Raw genomic sequence first — 16,279 nt, 5'->3', positions numbered from 1 at the left:
CCTTTACCGCCGCGGCCGGGTCATTTCGAAGACATCGCCGCCATCGCAATAATCCAAATAGCCGAGACGGGCGATCGGCCTGACTTTCGCCATATCGAAGCGTCCGGCACGGATCGCTTCCTCGCGGATATGGATGCCCACGACCTGACCGATCACCACGTAGTTTTCGGACAGCTCACCATCCAGCCCTTTCGGACGAAACATCTCGGTTTGCCGGCATTCCAGCACGGCATAGGCCTCGGCGACGAAGGGTGCCCTCACCAGCCGTCCGGCCACGGGGGTCAGCCCGGCAAGATCGAATTCGCTCTCGCCATGCGGCACCGGCGCAGAAGTGGCGTTCATGGCGTCCTTCAGATCGTGGCTGACGAAATTGGCCGTGAATTCACCGGTCTCTTCGATGTTGCGCACCGAATCCTTTCGCCCTGACGACGAAAACATCATCAGCTTCGGCTTGTCGCTGATCGCGTTGAAGAAGGAATAGGGCGCAAGATTCAGGGTTCCGTTCCCTGCCTGTGTTCCGATCCAGCCGATCGGCCGCGGCGAAACGATGGCCTTGAACGGATCATGGGCGAGCCCGTGGGCATTGCTTGTCGTCTCGTAGAACATCAGGCGCCCTCACCGATCCAGGTGACGATATCCTGGAGCTCCGGCCGGGGCCGATCCGTCGGCGGCACTTGCGGGGTACCGATATGGATAAAGCCGGCTATTTTTTCACCGGGCTGGACGCCCAGCAGCGGGTAGGCGCTTTCGTCGAATGCGTACCATTCCGTCAGCCAGTTGGACGCGAAGCCATAGGCATTGGCCGCCATCAGAAGATTGAGGCAGACGGCGCCTGCCGACATTACCTGCTCCCATTCCGGAACCTTGAAATGCGGAGCAGCCTTGCTGACAACCGCAACCACGACGGGCGCGCGGGTCAGGCGCGTGTTTTCCACCTTGATCATTTCGTCCGAAAGATCCGGCTTGGCGGCCAGTGCAAGCTTTGCCAACTTGGCGCTGATGCGGGCACGCTCCTCGCCCCGGTAAACGATAAAGCGCCAGGGCGCCAGCTTGCCATGGTCCGGAACACGGGATGCAAGCCGCAGCATGTCTTCGATCTCGCCAGCATGCGGCCCAGGACCGGTCATCTGAAAGGCGGGGATCGAGCGCCGGGTTGCCAGATAATCTCGCAGGCTGAATTCTGTTTTCATTGTCTTTCGTTTCCACTAGTTTGCCATCGCACCCCGGGATGCCGATCGGCCACGAAATTGCCGTATCCGCGCCTCAAGTGGAGTGACACATTCAGGAAGTCAACTGCTTCATGGTCATCACAGCCAGCCGTCTCCTTTTCCTGTCGACGCTCGCATTGCAGGGACTATCCAGTTCTCTGCTGCACGCGCAGCAAGCGGATGATCCCTTCAAAAGCTTTCCATCGCTTGGCGCGCCGCAGAAGACGCAGAAGCTTAACAGTTTCAATCCCATAACGCCGGAATCGGCAACCGCGGGGGTTACGGCAAAGGATATCCGCCTCGAGGCGGTTCTGACCGAGAAGGGAAATCCGGTCGAGCAAGGGTTGAGATGGCGGGTTTTCAGCCCCATTCCCGCCTCCGATGGAAAACTGCCGCTTCTCGCGACATCGGAGGGAGGATCGACCGAGTTTCAGCTGGTACCCGGCGAATATTTCGTCAACGTCGCCTTCGGACGGGCCGGTGCGACGCGCAAGATCAAGATTACCGAAGGCGAGCCTGCCCAAAAGCAGGTTCTCGTTCTCGACGCAGGCGGTGTCATGTTGAACGCGGTCTCCGGAAGCGACATGCGCATTCCGCCGGGGGAACTGAGTTTCTCGATCTTTTCCGCCGACGAGAAGGAAGACGGCGAGCGGGCGCTGGTCATGGCCGATGTCAAGCCGAACACCGTGGTCCGGCTGAACACCGGCACATACCATGTCGTCTCCAACTACGGCTCCGTCAATGCCGTCATCCGTGCTGATATCCAGGTTGAAGCCGGCAAATTGACGGAGGCGACAATCCAGCACCGTGCCGCCAAACTGACGTTGAAGCTCGTCTCAGAACCGGGTGGCGAGGCTATTGCCGATACGGCGTGGTCGATCCTCACCTCATCCGGCGACGTCGTCAGCGAAAGCGTCGGGGCGTTTCCGACGCTGGTTCTGGCGGAAGGCGGCTACACCGCGATTGCCCGCAACAAGGAGAGAATTTTCCAGCGTGACTTTACCGTCACGGCAGGCGTCAATGCCGATGTCGAGGTTCTTCTGAACGACGCGGGATCGCAGGCTTCGGCCAGCGGTGCGGTGGACGCTCAGGACTGACGAGCGCCATCGCCGCGAAGTGTCACGCAAGGAGACTATTCCCCTTGCGTCACAAAGTCAGGCCGCAACCTTTTTTCGCTGGGCCAGCTTGCGCTTGACATCCGGCGGCGTTGCTTCCGAAACCAGCGAGGCAATCGCATCGTCCAATGTCATCGGCGTTTGCGCCTGCGAACCCAGGCGGCGGATATTGACCGTGCGCTCCTCCGCCTCGCGCATGCCGCAGACGATGATGACCGGCACCTTGGTGACCGAATGTTCCCGGACCTTGTAGTTGATCTTCTCGTTGCGGAAGTCGGTCTCGACCTCAAGCCCGGCATCACGCAAAAGTTCGGCAACCTCGCGCCCATAATCGTCGGCTTCCGACGTGATAGTGGCGACCACCACCTGCAGCGGCGAGATCCACAGCGGCATATGGCCGGCGAAATTCTCGATCAGGATGCCGAGGAAGCGTTCCATCGAGCCGCAGATGGCGCGGTGGATCATCACCGGCTGCGTCTTTTCGGAATTGCTATCGATATAGAAGGCGCCAAACCGTTCCGGCAGGTTGAAATCGACCTGCGTCGTGCCGCACTGCCATTCGCGGCCGATGGCGTCCTTCAGGGTGTATTCGAATTTCGGTCCGTAGAAAGCGCCCTCACCCGGCAGGATGCCGGTCTTGATGCGGCCTTCCGACTGTTCCTCGATCGTCTTCAGCACATCCATCATGACGCTTTCGGCGCGATCCCAGAGCGCATCGTTACCGACGCGCTTTTCCGGGCGGGTCGACAGCTTGACGACGACGTCCTTGAACCCGAAATCCTGATAGACCGACAGGATCAGGTCGTTGATGCGCAGGCACTCAGTTGCCATCTGTTCATCCGTGCAGAACACATGCGCGTCGTCCTGCGTGAACCCCCGCACACGCATCAGACCGTGCAGCGCGCCGGAGGGTTCGTAGCGGTGGACATTGCCGAACTCGGCCAGGCGAACCGGCAGTTCGCGATAGGATTTCAGGCCATGCTTGAAGATCTGGATATGGCCGGGGCAGTTCATCGGCTTCAGGGCAAAGACGCGCTCATCGTCCGTCTCGTCGCCGGCGACCGTCACCTTGAACATGTTGTCGCGGTACCAGCCCCAGTGGCCGGAGGTTTCCCAAAGGCCCTTGTCGAGCACCTGCGGCGCGTTGACCTCCTGGTATGTGCCGGCCAGACGACGCCGCATGTAGGCGACCAGCGTCTGGAAGACGCGCCAGCCCTTGCCGTGCCAGAAGACGACGCCGGGGCCCTCCTCCTGGAAATGGAACAGGTCCATCTCGCGTCCGAGACGGCGATGGTCGCGCTTTTCGGCCTCGGCCAGAATGTGCAGATACTGGTCCAGCTCTTCCTGCGTGCGCCAGGCCGTGCCGTAGATGCGCGTCAGCATCGGATTGTTGCTGTCGCCACGCCAATAGGCGCCGGCCACCCGCATCAGCTTGAAGGCATTGCCGATCTGGCCGGTGGAGGCCATATGCGGCCCGCGGCAGAGATCGAACCAGTCGCCCTGATAGTAGATTTTCAGATCCTGATCGGCCGAAATCGCATCGACCAGTTCGACCTTGTAATTCTCGCCCTTGTCGGCAAACACCTGGCGCGCCTTGTCGCGCGACCAGACTTCCTTGGTAAAGGGCCTGTTGCGCTGGATGATCTCCTTCATCCGCTTTTCGATCTTCGGCAGATCGTCGGGCGTGAAGGGTTCGTTCTTGGCAAAATCGTAGTAGAAACCGTTCTCGATCACCGGACCGATGGTCACCTGCGCGCCCGGCCACAATTCCTGCACGGCCTCGGCCATCACATGGGCCGTGTCGTGGCGGATCAGTTCCAGCGCACGCGCATCCTCGCGGGTGACGATCTCGAGCCTGCCGGAAACAACCGGATCGGACAGGTCGCGCAATTCGCCATCCAGCGCAATCGCAATGGCCTTCTTCGCCAGCGATTTGGAAATCGATTCGGCAACATCACGCCCCGTCGCGCCCGCAGCATATTCGCGGACTGAACCATCTGGAAATGTAAGGGAAACGGCATCAGACATAAAATTCTCCTATCCAGTCCCGCCAACGAATGCGGGTGGTATGGGTGGAAGGCCGGCAGGCGGCCACGTGCGGTGCGCGGTATAATGGGAAATCGGGGGGATTGGAAGGGGTGGTGAGGGTTATGACAGCCTTCAGTCCGAAGCGGGCATTGCATGAGGCTGGCATTGCATACTGAGTAGCAGCTCGATTTTTCTAACTTTTTCCAAAGGCTCAAGGTATAACGTAAAGGTCCTCATCAAATATCTTACCAAGGAAGGACTTGAATGCCAGAAAGAGGAGTAAGATCGACTTACTCTCAAGCCCCGTTTAGGATTTCGACACACGACCATGGCGGTCAGATTGCGACAGGAACGGCCTTCCATTATCTCCACAACGGGAAGCGTTTCGTAGTGACGAACTGGCACAACTTAACTGGCCGGGAATTCTTCAGTGGAAGGAATTTAAACAAACAAGCGCGGACGCCTCTGTGGATCGAAGTCCACACCGCCTTATGGCTATCTCCTCCAACGGCTACGATTCGAAACTTTGGGATAGTTGGCCGGAAAATTCAAATTTACGGCGATCCAAGTGCGCAGCTTGACCGTTTGTGGCTTGAGCATCCCCAGCTAGGTGGTAGGGGTTGCGACATTGTCGCAATCCTAGATCCGAAAACGGACCGGGAGCCGGAGTTCATGCACACTTGCGTCAACTTAATCAGTGATGCCCGGGTGCCAATCTTACCAGGCGAACTCGCCTTCGTCATTGGCTATCCACGTGGTCTTCATACGGGATTTGGCCTTCCGATCTGGAAATCGACATTCATTGCATCTGAACCTCACTACAATGTAGAGGTCGGGGAAATGAGCCTCCCTGCGTTCTTCCTAGACGGCTATACTCGTGAGGGCATGTCAGGCTCTCCCGTATTTGCACGGTATCGTGGAATGTGGGACGCGAAAGATCCTTACAAGCCCGTAGACCCTGCCGAACCGGGCTTCTGGAACCGAGATGATGTGAACATTTTTGGGTCGGAAGCAACGGAGTTCATAGGAATTTATAGCGGGCGCATACCGGAAAAAGAAGGTGAGGCAGCGTTGGGCCTATGCTGGAGAAAAGATGCCATCGAGCAAGTTTGCTCAACGCATTTCTTATCAGGCATAATCCCGCAGCACGGCAACAGCCCTCCCTGACAGTCGCATGAATTTGTGCGATGGCCGCACTTGAACGCGGAGTGGCTTTCAACGCCCGGTAAACTCCACTGTCCGAAATGCTATCCCGGAAAGGCAGTTGGCCACCCTCACCGCACCCGCCAATACCGCCACGGCATCCACCACCGCTTCTCATCGCCAAGCCTGTCCGGCACCGGATCCAGCCCGCTCGTGCCCCCCGGGCCGCAGCGCATCACCCGGAACAGTACCATCCAGCCGCCGGGCCAGAGGCCGTGGCGGGCGATGGCTTCATAGCCGTATTCGGAACAGGTGGGGATGTGGCGGCAGGAATTGCCGATGAAGCCGGAGAGGGTCAGCTGGTAGAGCCGGATGAAGGCCATGCCGAAGAGGCGGCCGGGGGTCTTGCGGAAGGGGCCGGCGTAGTTGCGGCCGGTGTAGGTAGCGGCCTGACTGTCATGCCCCCGGCATCCGGGCTCGTCGCACATTTCAGGCTTCGGCTTTCACGCGGCGGGCAGCCTCGATCTGGCTGACCGCGTCGACCACCGCGTCGAAGGTCAGCATGGTCGAGGCATGGCGGGCCTTGTAGTCCTTGACGGGTTTCAGGAACCGCATGTCCTCAAAGCGGCCGGAAGGCCCCTCGCCGTCCGCCTTCAGCATGGCGAGCATGTCTTCACGCGCCTTACGGATTTCATCGGCATGCGCGCCAACAATGTTTTGCGCCATGACGGAAGACGACGCCTGCCCCAGGGCGCAGGCTTTGACCTCATGCGCAAAGTCGGTCACCACGTCATCTTGCATTTTCAGGTATATCCGCACCTTGGAGCCGCAGAGTCTGGAATGGGCCGCGGCCTGCGCATCCGCATCGTCAAGTCTTCCGGCACGGGGGATATTTCCGGCGAATTCGAGGATGCGGCTATTGTAGATTTCGTCCATCATTGCCTGTGGCCCGATGTATTTTGCGCGTTTTCAAAGGATGCGCGCATGATTTTCTATCGTATCCCGGAAAAAAACACACTGTCTCCACCTGCGCCTCTTTCCGATGTCTTGTCGCGTATTATATGCTATGTCGTGTGCAGGCGGCAGGTTCGCAAGAGCGAAAAGCCGCCTGTTGTTTGGGAAACCGTGCCGGACGATCCAGAGCCCTTAACCTCTGCAAATCTGAAAGCTCCGGAGCCCGCCGGCGGATACCAGACCTGACAGCGTCAGGTGAATGGCCAGTGGCGAGTTGTCCGATAAAGATAAACGTCAAGTAACCCGTCTCGTACAAGGGGCCATTATGGACGCTGTAGTCAAGAATTTTCCAGTCCTTCCCGCGGATGGACGTCCGAGCCAGAAAGAGGCCGAGGACGCTGTGCGCGTTCTCTTGCGCTGGGCAGGCGACGACCCGCAGAGAGAGGGCTTGCTGGACACGCCGGCGCGCGTCGCGAGGGCCTACAAGGAGCTGTTTTCCGGGTATGATCTCGATGCCGAGGACGTACTCGGCCGCACCTTCGAAGAGGTCGGCGGCTACGAAGACATGGTGCTGGTCAAGGATATCCCGTTTTTCTCCCATTGCGAACATCATATGGTGCCGATCATCGGCAAGGCGCATATCGCCTATCTCCCCGACGGCAAGGTTCTCGGACTTTCGAAGCTGGCCCGTGTCGTGGACATCTACGGCCGGCGCCTTCAGACGCAGGAAACCATGACGGCGCAGATCGCAAGGTCGATCGACGATACGCTGAGACCGCGGGGCGTCGCCGTTATGATCGAGGCAGAACATATGTGCATGGCCATGCGCGGCGTTCAGAAGCAGGGCTCGACAACGCTGACCACCACCTTTACCGGTGTGTTCAAGAGTGAGCCTGCCGAACAGGCACGGTTCATGACTATGCTCCGGGGCTTCAGTTAAGCTCCGGCCAACGGAGCTTTCCATGACGATCGATTTTTCACCTCCTTCCAGCCATAAGGCGGACCTGGAATCGGGGTCTCGTTTTACGCCCCAGTTCGACAGCAACGGGCTGATTACCGCCGTCGTTACCGATGCGACGGACGGGATGCTGTTGATGGTCGCCCATATGAATGCGCAGGCGCTGGCGCTGACCGTCGAAACCGGAATTGCCCATTACTATAGCCGTTCGCGTCAAAAACTCTGGAAAAAAGGCGAGACCTCGGGCAATCTGCAGACCGTGGTAGAGCTTCGCACCGACTGCGACCAGGATGCTGTTTGGTTGAAAGTCCATGTCGCCGGCCACGATGCAACATGCCACACGGGCCGCCGATCCTGTTTCTACCGCGCCGTCGAACTGAAGGACGGAGAGACGGCACTGCGCAGCGTCGATGCCGAAATTCATTTTCATCCGGACGAAATCTACGGCAATAATTAAGCATCTGACGCTTTTTGGATCAGTTTCAGCGCGGATTCACCAATTCGCAACCACATGGCGCGCGTAATCTGGTTGCGGATTTGTTTCGCCGGAAACAGCACGGGAAGACAATTCCGCGTTAGAACGGGATTGCAGGGCGCTTGCAAGGCTGCAGGACGCAAGTTCCCGATAGGCGTTCTGCGGCATGGAGGCCGAGTGGTGAACTGGACATTTACGCGCAACGGCATGGCGGCAGACGCATCGTCACCGGGTGGACCGTCCCACGCCTTGATCCCCCCGTTCAAGGAAGAACCCAAGCCCGCCAAGTCGAAGATCGCGCTGGCGCTCGGCGGCGGCGCTGCCCGCGGCTGGGCCCATATGGGTGTGCTCAAGGCTCTGGACGAGGAAGGCATCGAGGTCGGAATGATTGCCGGCACATCGATCGGCGCTCTCGTGGGCGGCTGCTATCTGGCCGGCAAGCTGGAGGAACTGGAAACCTTTGCCAGGTCGTTGACGATGCGGCGCATTGCCGGGCTGCTCGACTTTGCAATCGGTGGCGGCGGGCTTTTCAGCGGCCTCCGGCTGACGAAACGGATGCAGGAGCATCTGAAGGATCTGTCGATCGAGAACCTCGACCGCCCCTTCGTCGCCGTCGCTACGGAAGTCAATTCGGGCCATGAAGTCTGGATCGGCGAGGGATCGCTGATCACGGCGATCCGGGCCTCCTATGCCCTGCCCGGCATTTTCGAGCCGGTCAAATGCAACAACCGCACGCTGGTCGATGGCGCGCTCGTCAATCCTGTCCCGGTCTCGGTCTGTCGCGCTTACGAGCAGCAACTCGTCGTTGCCGTCAATCTCAACTACGATCTCTATGGCCGCTCCGCCGTCATCAAGCACCGGGCCAGCAGCCAGGAGATTGACCCTCGGCCGAAACCCGCAGTGCAGGAAACACGCCTTGGCATGACCCGCGTGATGGTCCAGTCCTTCAATATCATTCAGGACCGCATTTCACGAGCCCGGCTTGCCGGAGACCCGCCGGATCTTGCACTGCATCCCAAGCTCAACGATATCGGATTGTCCGAATTCCATCGCGCCGGCGAAGCGATCGACCGTGGCTATCACGAGACCAGAGCCAAGCTCAGCGAACTGAAGCGGCTCCAGGACATCATCCTGCGCGCCTGACCGAGGCTGGCGAAACTGACCGGCTTCGCCGACCCCCTGCTTGCGCCCTAGAGATGGACCACCGCCCCGTCATGACCGGAAATATAGGCCTTGATCTGCTCCGCCTCGTTCTCGATCGCACGGATGTGATGGCGGACCGCGTCGCCGATCGAGACGATGCCAACCAGACGTCCGTTCTTCTCGACGGGAAGATGGCGCGCCCGCATGTTGTTCATGATTTCCATGATATCGTTGATCGACATGTTTTCCGTACAGCTGTGAACCTTGGACCACATTACCGCGGAGATCGGCATATTCAGGCAATCGGCGCCGAACCGGTCCATGGCCGCCACGACATCGCGCTCGGTGAGGATACCGGCAATGCTGTCGTCGGCATCGACGATGACCACGGCGCCGATGCGATTTTCGTGAAGCAGGCGCACGGCGTCTCTCACAACGGCGCCTGGATCGATGGTTGTGACCTGACGGCCTTTTTCATTGAGTATTGCAGTAACTGACATGTGAACCTCCCATTCAGCGCCGTTCATCTGCCGACAGCTTTGGTCCGCGTCAGCACCCGTCCAGCGCCTGCTATTCAGACCAATCCGCAAGACAGATATTCTGTCGCGTTTCTCCGCACCCGGGCTTCGATCGAACTCCTCACGATCGCTGCCTTCACCGACAGGGTGCGCTACGATGGAGTGAAAATCAAGCGCGGTCGGTGGCCGGATGCCCGTCCTGCGGATCGAAGAGGCCAAAGAGGAAAAAGCCGAACAGGAAGCCGCCGATATGGGCTTCCCAGGCAATGCTTGCCGCGCCGCCGAAGGCGAAGACGCCGAGACCGATCAAAAAGTTCGTCAGGAACCAGATGCCTGTGAAGACCAGCACAGAGCGATTCGACAAAGCTTCGGACATGGAGAGACGGCGGTTGAGATGGGCGAACTGCCGGCTGATGCGTCCGCTCGGTGAAAACACGAAACGCGCAGCCGCCCCCATAAGCCCGGCAACGACACCTGAGGCACCGATGACGACGGTCATGTCGCCCCAATGAAAAACCACGTGCAGGGCAACGGCGGCAACAGCAGACAGACACCAAAAGACCGCGAGGCGAACGACGCCGATCCTGCGAACCACCGGCGCGCCAAAGGCTACGAGCCAGAAGCCATTGAAGATGACGTGTTCCCAGGATCCGTGCAGGAATGAATAGGTTACCGGGCTCCAGAGCCAGGCAAGGCCCTGATCTGCGAGGGCATGATCATAGCGGGCCGGCAGGAAGGCAAAATTGAACAGAACCTCGTCGTCCACGGTCGAGGAAAGCAGATAGGTGCGCGTTGCGTGGATCACGAACAGCCCGATCAGGATGGAGACGAGTGCTGACGGCAGATTGAAAGCCGGCTCGTGAACGGGCTGTCGTTCTTCGTCGCTGCCGCCATCGGGGTTTGCCACACCGCCCGTGTCATTCGTCATATCGCGTCGCTTCCTTCATTCCGTATGTCGCCTTGCCTGTATACCAATCGCCGGCGATGCAAAAGCGGAGACCCGCAAGGCAGGAAAGGCCGTCTTGGCGTTCACCCGAAACAGAAAAAGGCCACTCGGCAAACCGAGCGGCCACCAGGTCAAAACAGAACCCGGAAATAAAGTGCCGAAGACAACCTTCGTGAAGTAACGAGCCTACATGCCACTGCCCGCCGGCCGTTTCAATCGAAACGAATCATTAACCTTAACAAGCGCGTGGCACGCAATTCGCTTGGAGTCGTGGAAGGCGGTTTTTGCGCCGCCAACTGTACCGAACCGGCACATGATGTGCCAAATGGAATAACCGGAATGCGCAGCAGGACCACGATCGAGATTTACGCCTACTGGGACGGATTGCGCCGCAACCGCGACGCTCCGAACCGCAGCGAAATCGATCCGTCTCAAGTCAGGCACATCCTTCCAGACCTGTTCATCCTGGAGCGGACGGCCCGCGGAGATATACGGTTCAGGCTTGCCGGCACCCGCATCTGTGGTCTCTTCGCACGGGAACTACGGGGATCGCGGTTTGACAGTCTCTGGCTCGGTGAGCAGATGGTGCAACTGGCCGGGATCGCTTTTCAGGTCATGGCGAATGCGACACCTGTCGTCCTGTCCGCTTCCACTAAAAACAGTACCGGTGATCTGCTGACGGCGGAAATTGTCTTGCTTCCACTGCGCTCCCCCAACGGCGCGATAGACCGCATCATCGGCTCGCTCACGCCCCTGTCGCGGCCGGTCTGGCTGGAAGCGACACCCGTCAATTTCCTTGAACTGAAAAATCTACGTGCTCTGGACGCACCAAGCGTAAACCTTCTCAGGTCACACCAGGTAAAGGACTTGACGGAGCACAAAATTGCACCCGTCCAGGAGCACAGCTTGGCAGGTGTGCTGCGCCGGGTCCTCCACCTGCGTTTGCTGGAAGGCGGCAGACGCGACTAAAGCGCGAATCATGACATTCCTAGCAACCGAAAAAACCTTCTGTTAACCGGGTAGCGGTAAAGATGTGATCCGGTTGGACATCGCATAAGTGTGGACATGTATTCGTTTCAACAAAATCAGGCGACTGCAACCAAGCAGCACGACGAAGGCGCTTTCCAGCGCGTTTCCGTGAACCTGACCGGTCGTCTCATGTTGCCGAACCACGACGAATTTGCCTGTCTGGCTGTCGACATGTCGCCTGGCGATGTCGTTTTTTCGTGCGATGCGCGCCCGCGGGCCGGTGAACGCATCATCGCATATGTCGATCATGTCGGACGAATTGAGGGCACCGTTTCACGGCTTGCCGAAAATGCTTTCGTGATCAAGATCAATGCGACGGACCGCAAGCGCGAGAAGCTTGCGGCACAATTGACCTGGATCGCAAACAGGCACGAACTGGGTCTGCCGGAAGATCGCCGTCATGATCGCCTGGCCCCGCGCAAGACGCGCACCGACATCACCCTCGAGGACGGCAGCAAACTTGCCTGCCGCATTATCGACCTTTCCCTGTCCGGGGCTGCCGTCGATATCGAAAGCCGCCTGCCGATCGGCACCTCCGTTCTGCTGGGAAGCATGAGGGGCCGGGTCGTCCGCTATTTCCAGGAAGGCATGGCCATCGAGTTCCTCGGCATCCAGTCACGTGATGCCTTGAGAGAGTTTCTCTAGGGAACAAACGACCCCATAGTTGCAACATTCCGTTTCGGCTTAGCTGCCGCAGACTTGGCTTGCTCCAGTCCTGCGCTGCTGCCATCGCCCCGCAGGACGGGCGGCAATTCCACAAAAAAATCCGAATTGGGCAAATTTATTTTTGCTGGCTGAAATCACAGTTCCGCCGAAATCCCGCCATTTATAGCGTTAACGAAAACTGTACTTTCGCTTTCGCCGTCACGAAATGGCACGTTGCGAGGCCGCATTGCATTGGCCCATATTCGAATGCCGTCGTGCAAGCCGCAAAAATCATTCTCAAAACAGTGCCTTATATGTTTAACGCAAGAGTAAAACCGTCTTCGAAGCGATCAAACTCGTAAAATTTTATGCAAAATTGAACTAAATACAAATCGAATTTTACTAAAGTAATATTGGAATTTTATTCAAATACGCTTCTATTTTGTACTTAATTGTACTTCGGATTTTCGCGAGCAATCAAAAACTCGGTGTCATTGTCAAACCATAACGGGGAGACGAACATGACAGCGAAGAATTTCCTGAAAGCGGTGGCCGCCAGCGCCATTATCCTGGCCGCGGGCATACAGGGCGCAATGGCCCTGCCCGCCAACATGACGACTGCCGGCGCGACCAATCCGCCCGTCGGACATTATGAATTCTGCCGCAGCCTCCCGCAGGAATGCCGGGCAAATCCCGGTGGAACAACGCCAGCAGTCCTCACGCGTGCCGGATGGACGAACATTCTCGAGATCAACTATGACGTCAATCAGTCGGTGACGCCGATGACGGACAAGGAAATTTACGGCGTCGAGGAGCACTGGGCCTATCCGGAAAATGTCGGCGATTGCGAGGACTATGTGCTGCTCAAGCGCAAGCGTCTGATGCAAGCCGGATTTTCCCCCGCAAATCTCCTGATAACCGTGGTTTTGCAACCGAACGGTGACGGTCACGCGGTTCTGACCGTGCGCACGGATCGTGGTGACTTCGTCCTCGACAATATGCGCGACAAGGTGCTGCTCTGGTCGGATACCGAATATACCTATCTCAAGCGGCAGTCCGAACAGAACGCCGGCCGATGGGTCAAGCTGCAGGACGGTCGTGCGGTCGCCGTCGGCAGCGTCAGCCAGTAACGCGTTTCAGAGATCATACGCGCCCCGGCCCAGGATGTCCGGGACGCGCATGAAAAGAGCCTTGTCGGCCCATCCCCGTGCCAGACCAGGCTTCTCCAGGCCGGTTCCGCTGTCCCCGGAACCGGCCTTTTTCCGGATCGGCTATCACACCAGACGCAGACCCGCGAATGCTAAGCATTCGAGCAAGACCACGCCATAGCAGAGCGCCCAAGCGCCGGCGATTACCATGCCCGCGACACAGTCCGTCATGCTAGCCTGCCCTGCTCTCACCGAGCGCCAAAGCGCTGAGATGAACAATGCGGGGCCGGCGAGCAGAGCAAGAAACACGGCAAACGGCCGGAAATTCTCGGCATGCCTTTCGGACGCGACCGGCCAGCGGCGGCCGGCCGCCAACCAACTGAGATCGAGCACGGCGAATGGCACGCCGAAACCCGTAACAAGCAACACCAGACACGTCGCGACATTCATTGAAAATTAACCATGTTCACGCAGCTTTCTTCTGCCACCGCAATGCAAGTTCCAAGCCATTTTTCTGTATCGTTCCGGGACTTGCGGCAAACAGCGGTATCTTTTCGTTAACGATAGCGAGACAGGCAGCCATGACGGATACCGGAACTGTCGAGAACCACGGGCCGCTGATTTCAGCGCGCTTCATCTGCACGCTGACCGCCATCGTGGTCGGTCTTGCAGTTTCGACCGCCGGGCTCAGCGTGGCAGGCCGCTGGTACGGCGAAAACCTGGCACTGGCAGGGCATACCACGAGCGTCGCAGAGAATGACATCTTCATCGGGCAGGATCATCTGCGACTGCCCTCCAACGCGATCAGGTTCGAGGGGCAGCGGGCGACAGGCCTGTCGGAGCGCGTCGATCTTTACCTCACATGGCCGGACATGAACGGCTATACAGACGAAACCCGTGCGCTGTTCAACGACGTCAGCAAGCCGGATTCTCTGATCTTTCTGGAAGTTTCCCAAAGCACGATGTCCCGCGACATGTCCGGCCGACTGGAACCGATCTATCGGCATCTTTTCGACGGCGCACCATCACCAGGCCCCGCCGGACTGACCCGTCACTCGATGAAAGCCAATTCGGGCTATGGCGCGGAAGTCTTTTTCACCGCACCGGGCGCCACCAAGGCTCTCTACGCCGTCCGTTGCCTAATCCCGGACATTGCGGATGCGTCCACAAGCGCCGATTGCCAGCGAGATATTCACGCCGGTTCCGATCTTGTTGTGCTTTACCGTTTCTCCAGCCAATTGCTGCCACAATGGCAGGCCATCGACGCTGCAGTGCTCGACTACATCAATGGCAAACTGGTCCGGTAAGGCACAGATACGCGACGCGCCATTTCAGCACCGCCCCGCAACAACACATTCAAACGGCCTCGTCAAACAGCATGCGAAATTACGGAAACCAATCATTCATCATAAACCGATTGGTAACGCTATCCCGATAATGTTTTCAGAACGGTCGTTATCGGGGGCTACGCCCGGATGCCATCTGTGAAAAATGAAGAGTAGTGCAGTGTTCAAATCCACAATCAACGCTTCCCTTGGCGCCATCGCGCCGTTCCTTCAGAAGGCCTGCCGGGTGTTGCTGGTTTCGATGGCAGCTTCGGTTGCCACCGTATCGGTCGCTTCGGCCGCCGAATATGCCGGTATCGTCGTCGACGCCAAAACCGGCAAGGTCCTGTATAGCGAGGATGCCGACAGTCTGCGCTATCCGGCGTCGCTGACGAAGATGATGACGCTCTATCTCACTTTCGAAGCTTTGGAAGCTGGAAAGATCGGCAAGAACACGCCGGTCGTCTTCTCCAAGAGGGCGTCGGCAGAACCGCCTTCGAAACTCGGGGTACGCGCCGGCAAGTCGATCACCGTCGAACAGGCTATTCTTGCGCTGGTCACCCGCTCCGCCAATGATGCAGCCAGCGCGCTGGGCGAACTTCTCGGCGGCTCCGAAGAGCGTTTCGGACGGATCATGACCAGCAAGGCACGCGCGCTTGGCATGACCCGCACCACATATAGGAATGCGCATGGCCTGCCGAACACCGCGCAGATGACCACGGCACGCGATCAGGCTCGCCTTGGCATCGCCCTCCGCCAGCATTTCCCGCAATATTACTCCTATTTCTCGACGCGCAGCTTCCGCTTCGGCAAGCAGACGATCGGGAATCACAACCGCTTGCTCGGCAATGTCCGCGGCGTTGACGGCATCAAGACGGGGTATACCCGGGCCGCCGGGTTCAATCTCGTGACATCGGCGCAGGCAGATGGACGCAGCATCGTCGGCGTCGTGATGGGCGGCAAGTCCGGCGGCGCCCGCGATGCGCAGATGCGCACCCTGGTCGCCAAATATCTGCCTGGCGCCTCGCGCCGTGGCAATGGCAACCTTGTGGCAGAAACAGCCGATGCACCGACCCTGCAGGCGCAGGTGACAGAGCAGGCCCAGGAAACCCTGACCGCTGCGACCGGTGGAAGCTTCAACCTGCCGAACAACGGCCCCGTCCCGGATTTCCGCTATACCGGCGAGACCACCGAAAGCATCGAAGTTGCCTATGCCGAACCTGCGAAGGTCAGGGCAAACCCGGTCCTCTCCGAGAAGATCCTGCCGAATACGCTGCAGGCCCAGAGCCGCAAGCTTGCAAAAGCCTCTACCGTCGATGTTGATAACCAGATTACCAATTCGGTCGCAAAGGCCGCTGCGGAGGAAACCCTGAGCCAGCCCATGCCGGCCGGCTGGGTCATCCAGATCGGCGCGACCCCGGACAAGGGACAGGCGATGACCATGCTCGAAACTGCCAAGGACAAGGGTGGCAAGGCCCTGCGTGGCGCCAGCCCCTTCACCGTGGCAGTGGCAAGCGGCAATGGCAATCTGTATCGGGCGCGGTTTGGCGGCTTTGCCAACCAGAACAATGCCCTGAATGCCTGCAAGACGTTGAAGCGTCAGGGTTTTGCCTGCTGGGCGAGCCAGCAGTAATACATATCAAA

Annotated in this window: 19 protein-coding genes; 11 read left to right on the top strand and 8 right to left on the bottom strand. The window is 58.7% G+C overall.

All coding sequences use genetic code 11. From position 1 onward, the window contains the following. Positions 1–3: 3 nt before the first annotated feature. The gene (locus PY308_RS10350; RefSeq protein WP_275790888.1) at positions 4–606 is read right to left on the bottom strand and encodes a flavin reductase family protein; all 603 of its coding nucleotides are present in this window, start codon (positions 604–606) and stop codon (positions 4–6) included. Then, positions 606–1,190, bottom strand: coding sequence for a nitroreductase family protein (locus PY308_RS10345; RefSeq protein WP_275790887.1), 585 nt, complete (start codon positions 1,188–1,190; stop codon positions 606–608). Before PY308_RS10345 ends, PY308_RS10350 begins: the two co-directional genes overlap by 1 nt. A gap of 110 nt (positions 1,191–1,300) precedes the next feature. Between PY308_RS10345 and PY308_RS10340 the strand changes: the two genes are divergently transcribed. Then, a complete protein-coding gene (locus PY308_RS10340) occupies positions 1,301–2,305 on the top strand; it encodes an RgsD C-terminal domain-containing protein (RefSeq protein WP_275790886.1) in 1,005 nt (334 codons plus the stop codon). Between the two features lie 57 nt (positions 2,306–2,362). Here PY308_RS10340 and thrS read toward each other — a convergent pair whose 3' ends face one another. Next, complete coding sequence (gene thrS, locus PY308_RS10335; RefSeq protein ID WP_275790885.1) at positions 2,363–4,351, bottom strand: threonine--tRNA ligase; 1,989 nt, start codon at positions 4,349–4,351, stop codon at positions 2,363–2,365. A gap of 390 nt (positions 4,352–4,741) precedes the next feature. Here thrS and PY308_RS10330 point away from each other — a divergent pair, with 390 nt between their 5' ends. After that, positions 4,742–5,518, top strand: a complete 777-nt coding sequence (locus PY308_RS10330; RefSeq protein WP_275790884.1) for a S1 family serine peptidase — start codon at positions 4,742–4,744, stop codon at positions 5,516–5,518. 107 nt (positions 5,519–5,625) lie between these two features. Here PY308_RS10330 and yidD read toward each other — a convergent pair whose 3' ends face one another. Continuing rightward, positions 5,626–5,982, bottom strand: coding sequence for a membrane protein insertion efficiency factor YidD (yidD, locus tag PY308_RS10325; protein ID WP_275790883.1), 357 nt, complete (start codon positions 5,980–5,982; stop codon positions 5,626–5,628). A gap of 1 nt (position 5,983) precedes the next feature. Then, positions 5,984–6,433: an iron-sulfur cluster assembly scaffold protein gene (locus PY308_RS10320; protein WP_275790882.1), complete on the bottom strand. Its 450-nt coding sequence runs from the start codon at positions 6,431–6,433 to the stop codon at positions 5,984–5,986. Between PY308_RS10320 and PY308_RS10315 the strand changes: the two genes are divergently transcribed. The 4 genes from PY308_RS10315 (at position 6,335) to PY308_RS10300 (ending at position 9,024) form a co-directional block, all read left to right on the top strand. Beyond that, positions 6,335–6,694 (top strand): hypothetical protein, encoded by a 360-nt coding sequence (locus PY308_RS10315; RefSeq protein WP_275791248.1) that lies wholly within the window; start codon positions 6,335–6,337, stop codon positions 6,692–6,694. The two genes, PY308_RS10320 and PY308_RS10315, sit on opposite strands and share 99 nt — an antisense overlap. A 79-nt stretch (positions 6,695–6,773) precedes the next feature. Continuing rightward, complete coding sequence (gene folE / locus PY308_RS10310) at positions 6,774–7,388, top strand: GTP cyclohydrolase I FolE (protein ID WP_275790881.1); 615 nt, start codon at positions 6,774–6,776, stop codon at positions 7,386–7,388. Positions 7,389–7,410: 22 nt separating this feature from the next. Beyond that, the gene (gene hisI, locus PY308_RS10305; protein ID WP_275790880.1) at positions 7,411–7,863 is read left to right on the top strand and encodes a phosphoribosyl-AMP cyclohydrolase; all 453 of its coding nucleotides are present in this window, start codon (positions 7,411–7,413) and stop codon (positions 7,861–7,863) included. A gap of 195 nt (positions 7,864–8,058) precedes the next feature. After that, the gene (locus PY308_RS10300; protein ID WP_275790879.1) at positions 8,059–9,024 is read left to right on the top strand and encodes a patatin-like phospholipase family protein; all 966 of its coding nucleotides are present in this window, start codon (positions 8,059–8,061) and stop codon (positions 9,022–9,024) included. Positions 9,025–9,071: 47 nt separating this feature from the next. Here PY308_RS10300 and PY308_RS10295 read toward each other — a convergent pair whose 3' ends face one another. Both PY308_RS10295 and PY308_RS10290 read right to left on the bottom strand, forming a co-directional pair. Continuing rightward, entirely contained in the window at positions 9,072–9,524 is a 453-nt protein-coding gene (locus tag PY308_RS10295; protein ID WP_275790878.1) for a CBS domain-containing protein, read from the bottom strand. 187 nt (positions 9,525–9,711) lie between these two features. After that, the gene (locus tag PY308_RS10290) at positions 9,712–10,470 is read right to left on the bottom strand and encodes a rhomboid family intramembrane serine protease (RefSeq protein ID WP_275790877.1); all 759 of its coding nucleotides are present in this window, start codon (positions 10,468–10,470) and stop codon (positions 9,712–9,714) included. 357 nt (positions 10,471–10,827) lie between these two features. Between PY308_RS10290 and PY308_RS10285 the strand changes: the two genes are divergently transcribed. The 3 genes from PY308_RS10285 (at position 10,828) to PY308_RS10275 (ending at position 13,292) form a co-directional block, all read left to right on the top strand. Continuing rightward, positions 10,828–11,457 carry a PAS domain-containing protein gene (locus tag PY308_RS10285; protein ID WP_275790876.1) on the top strand — a complete coding sequence of 210 codons (630 nt, stop codon included), beginning with the start codon at positions 10,828–10,830 and terminating at the stop codon, positions 11,455–11,457. 96 nt (positions 11,458–11,553) lie between these two features. Beyond that, positions 11,554–12,162 carry a PilZ domain-containing protein gene (locus tag PY308_RS10280; protein WP_275790875.1) on the top strand — a complete coding sequence of 203 codons (609 nt, stop codon included), beginning with the start codon at positions 11,554–11,556 and terminating at the stop codon, positions 12,160–12,162. 521 nt (positions 12,163–12,683) lie between these two features. Beyond that, positions 12,684–13,292, top strand: a complete 609-nt coding sequence (locus PY308_RS10275; protein ID WP_275790874.1) for a transglutaminase-like cysteine peptidase — start codon at positions 12,684–12,686, stop codon at positions 13,290–13,292. Positions 13,293–13,436: 144 nt separating this feature from the next. Here the strand turns inward: PY308_RS10275 and PY308_RS10270 are convergent, their stop codons facing one another. Next, positions 13,437–13,760: a DUF6949 family protein gene (locus PY308_RS10270; RefSeq protein ID WP_275790873.1), complete on the bottom strand. Its 324-nt coding sequence runs from the start codon at positions 13,758–13,760 to the stop codon at positions 13,437–13,439. A gap of 131 nt (positions 13,761–13,891) precedes the next feature. On the opposite strand from PY308_RS10270, the gene PY308_RS10265 reads away from it, so the two are divergent. Beyond that, complete coding sequence (locus PY308_RS10265; protein ID WP_275790872.1) at positions 13,892–14,617, top strand: hypothetical protein; 726 nt, start codon at positions 13,892–13,894, stop codon at positions 14,615–14,617. A 184-nt stretch (positions 14,618–14,801) separates the two neighbouring features. Further along, a complete protein-coding gene (locus tag PY308_RS10260; protein ID WP_434064225.1) occupies positions 14,802–16,268 on the top strand; it encodes an SPOR domain-containing protein in 1,467 nt (488 codons plus the stop codon). Positions 16,269–16,279 lie beyond the last annotated feature (11 nt).

Source organism: Pararhizobium gei (assembly GCF_029223885.1).
Lineage (GTDB): Bacteria > Pseudomonadota > Alphaproteobacteria > Rhizobiales > Rhizobiaceae > Pararhizobium > Pararhizobium gei.
This window is presented reverse-complemented; position numbering and strand designations above follow the sequence as displayed.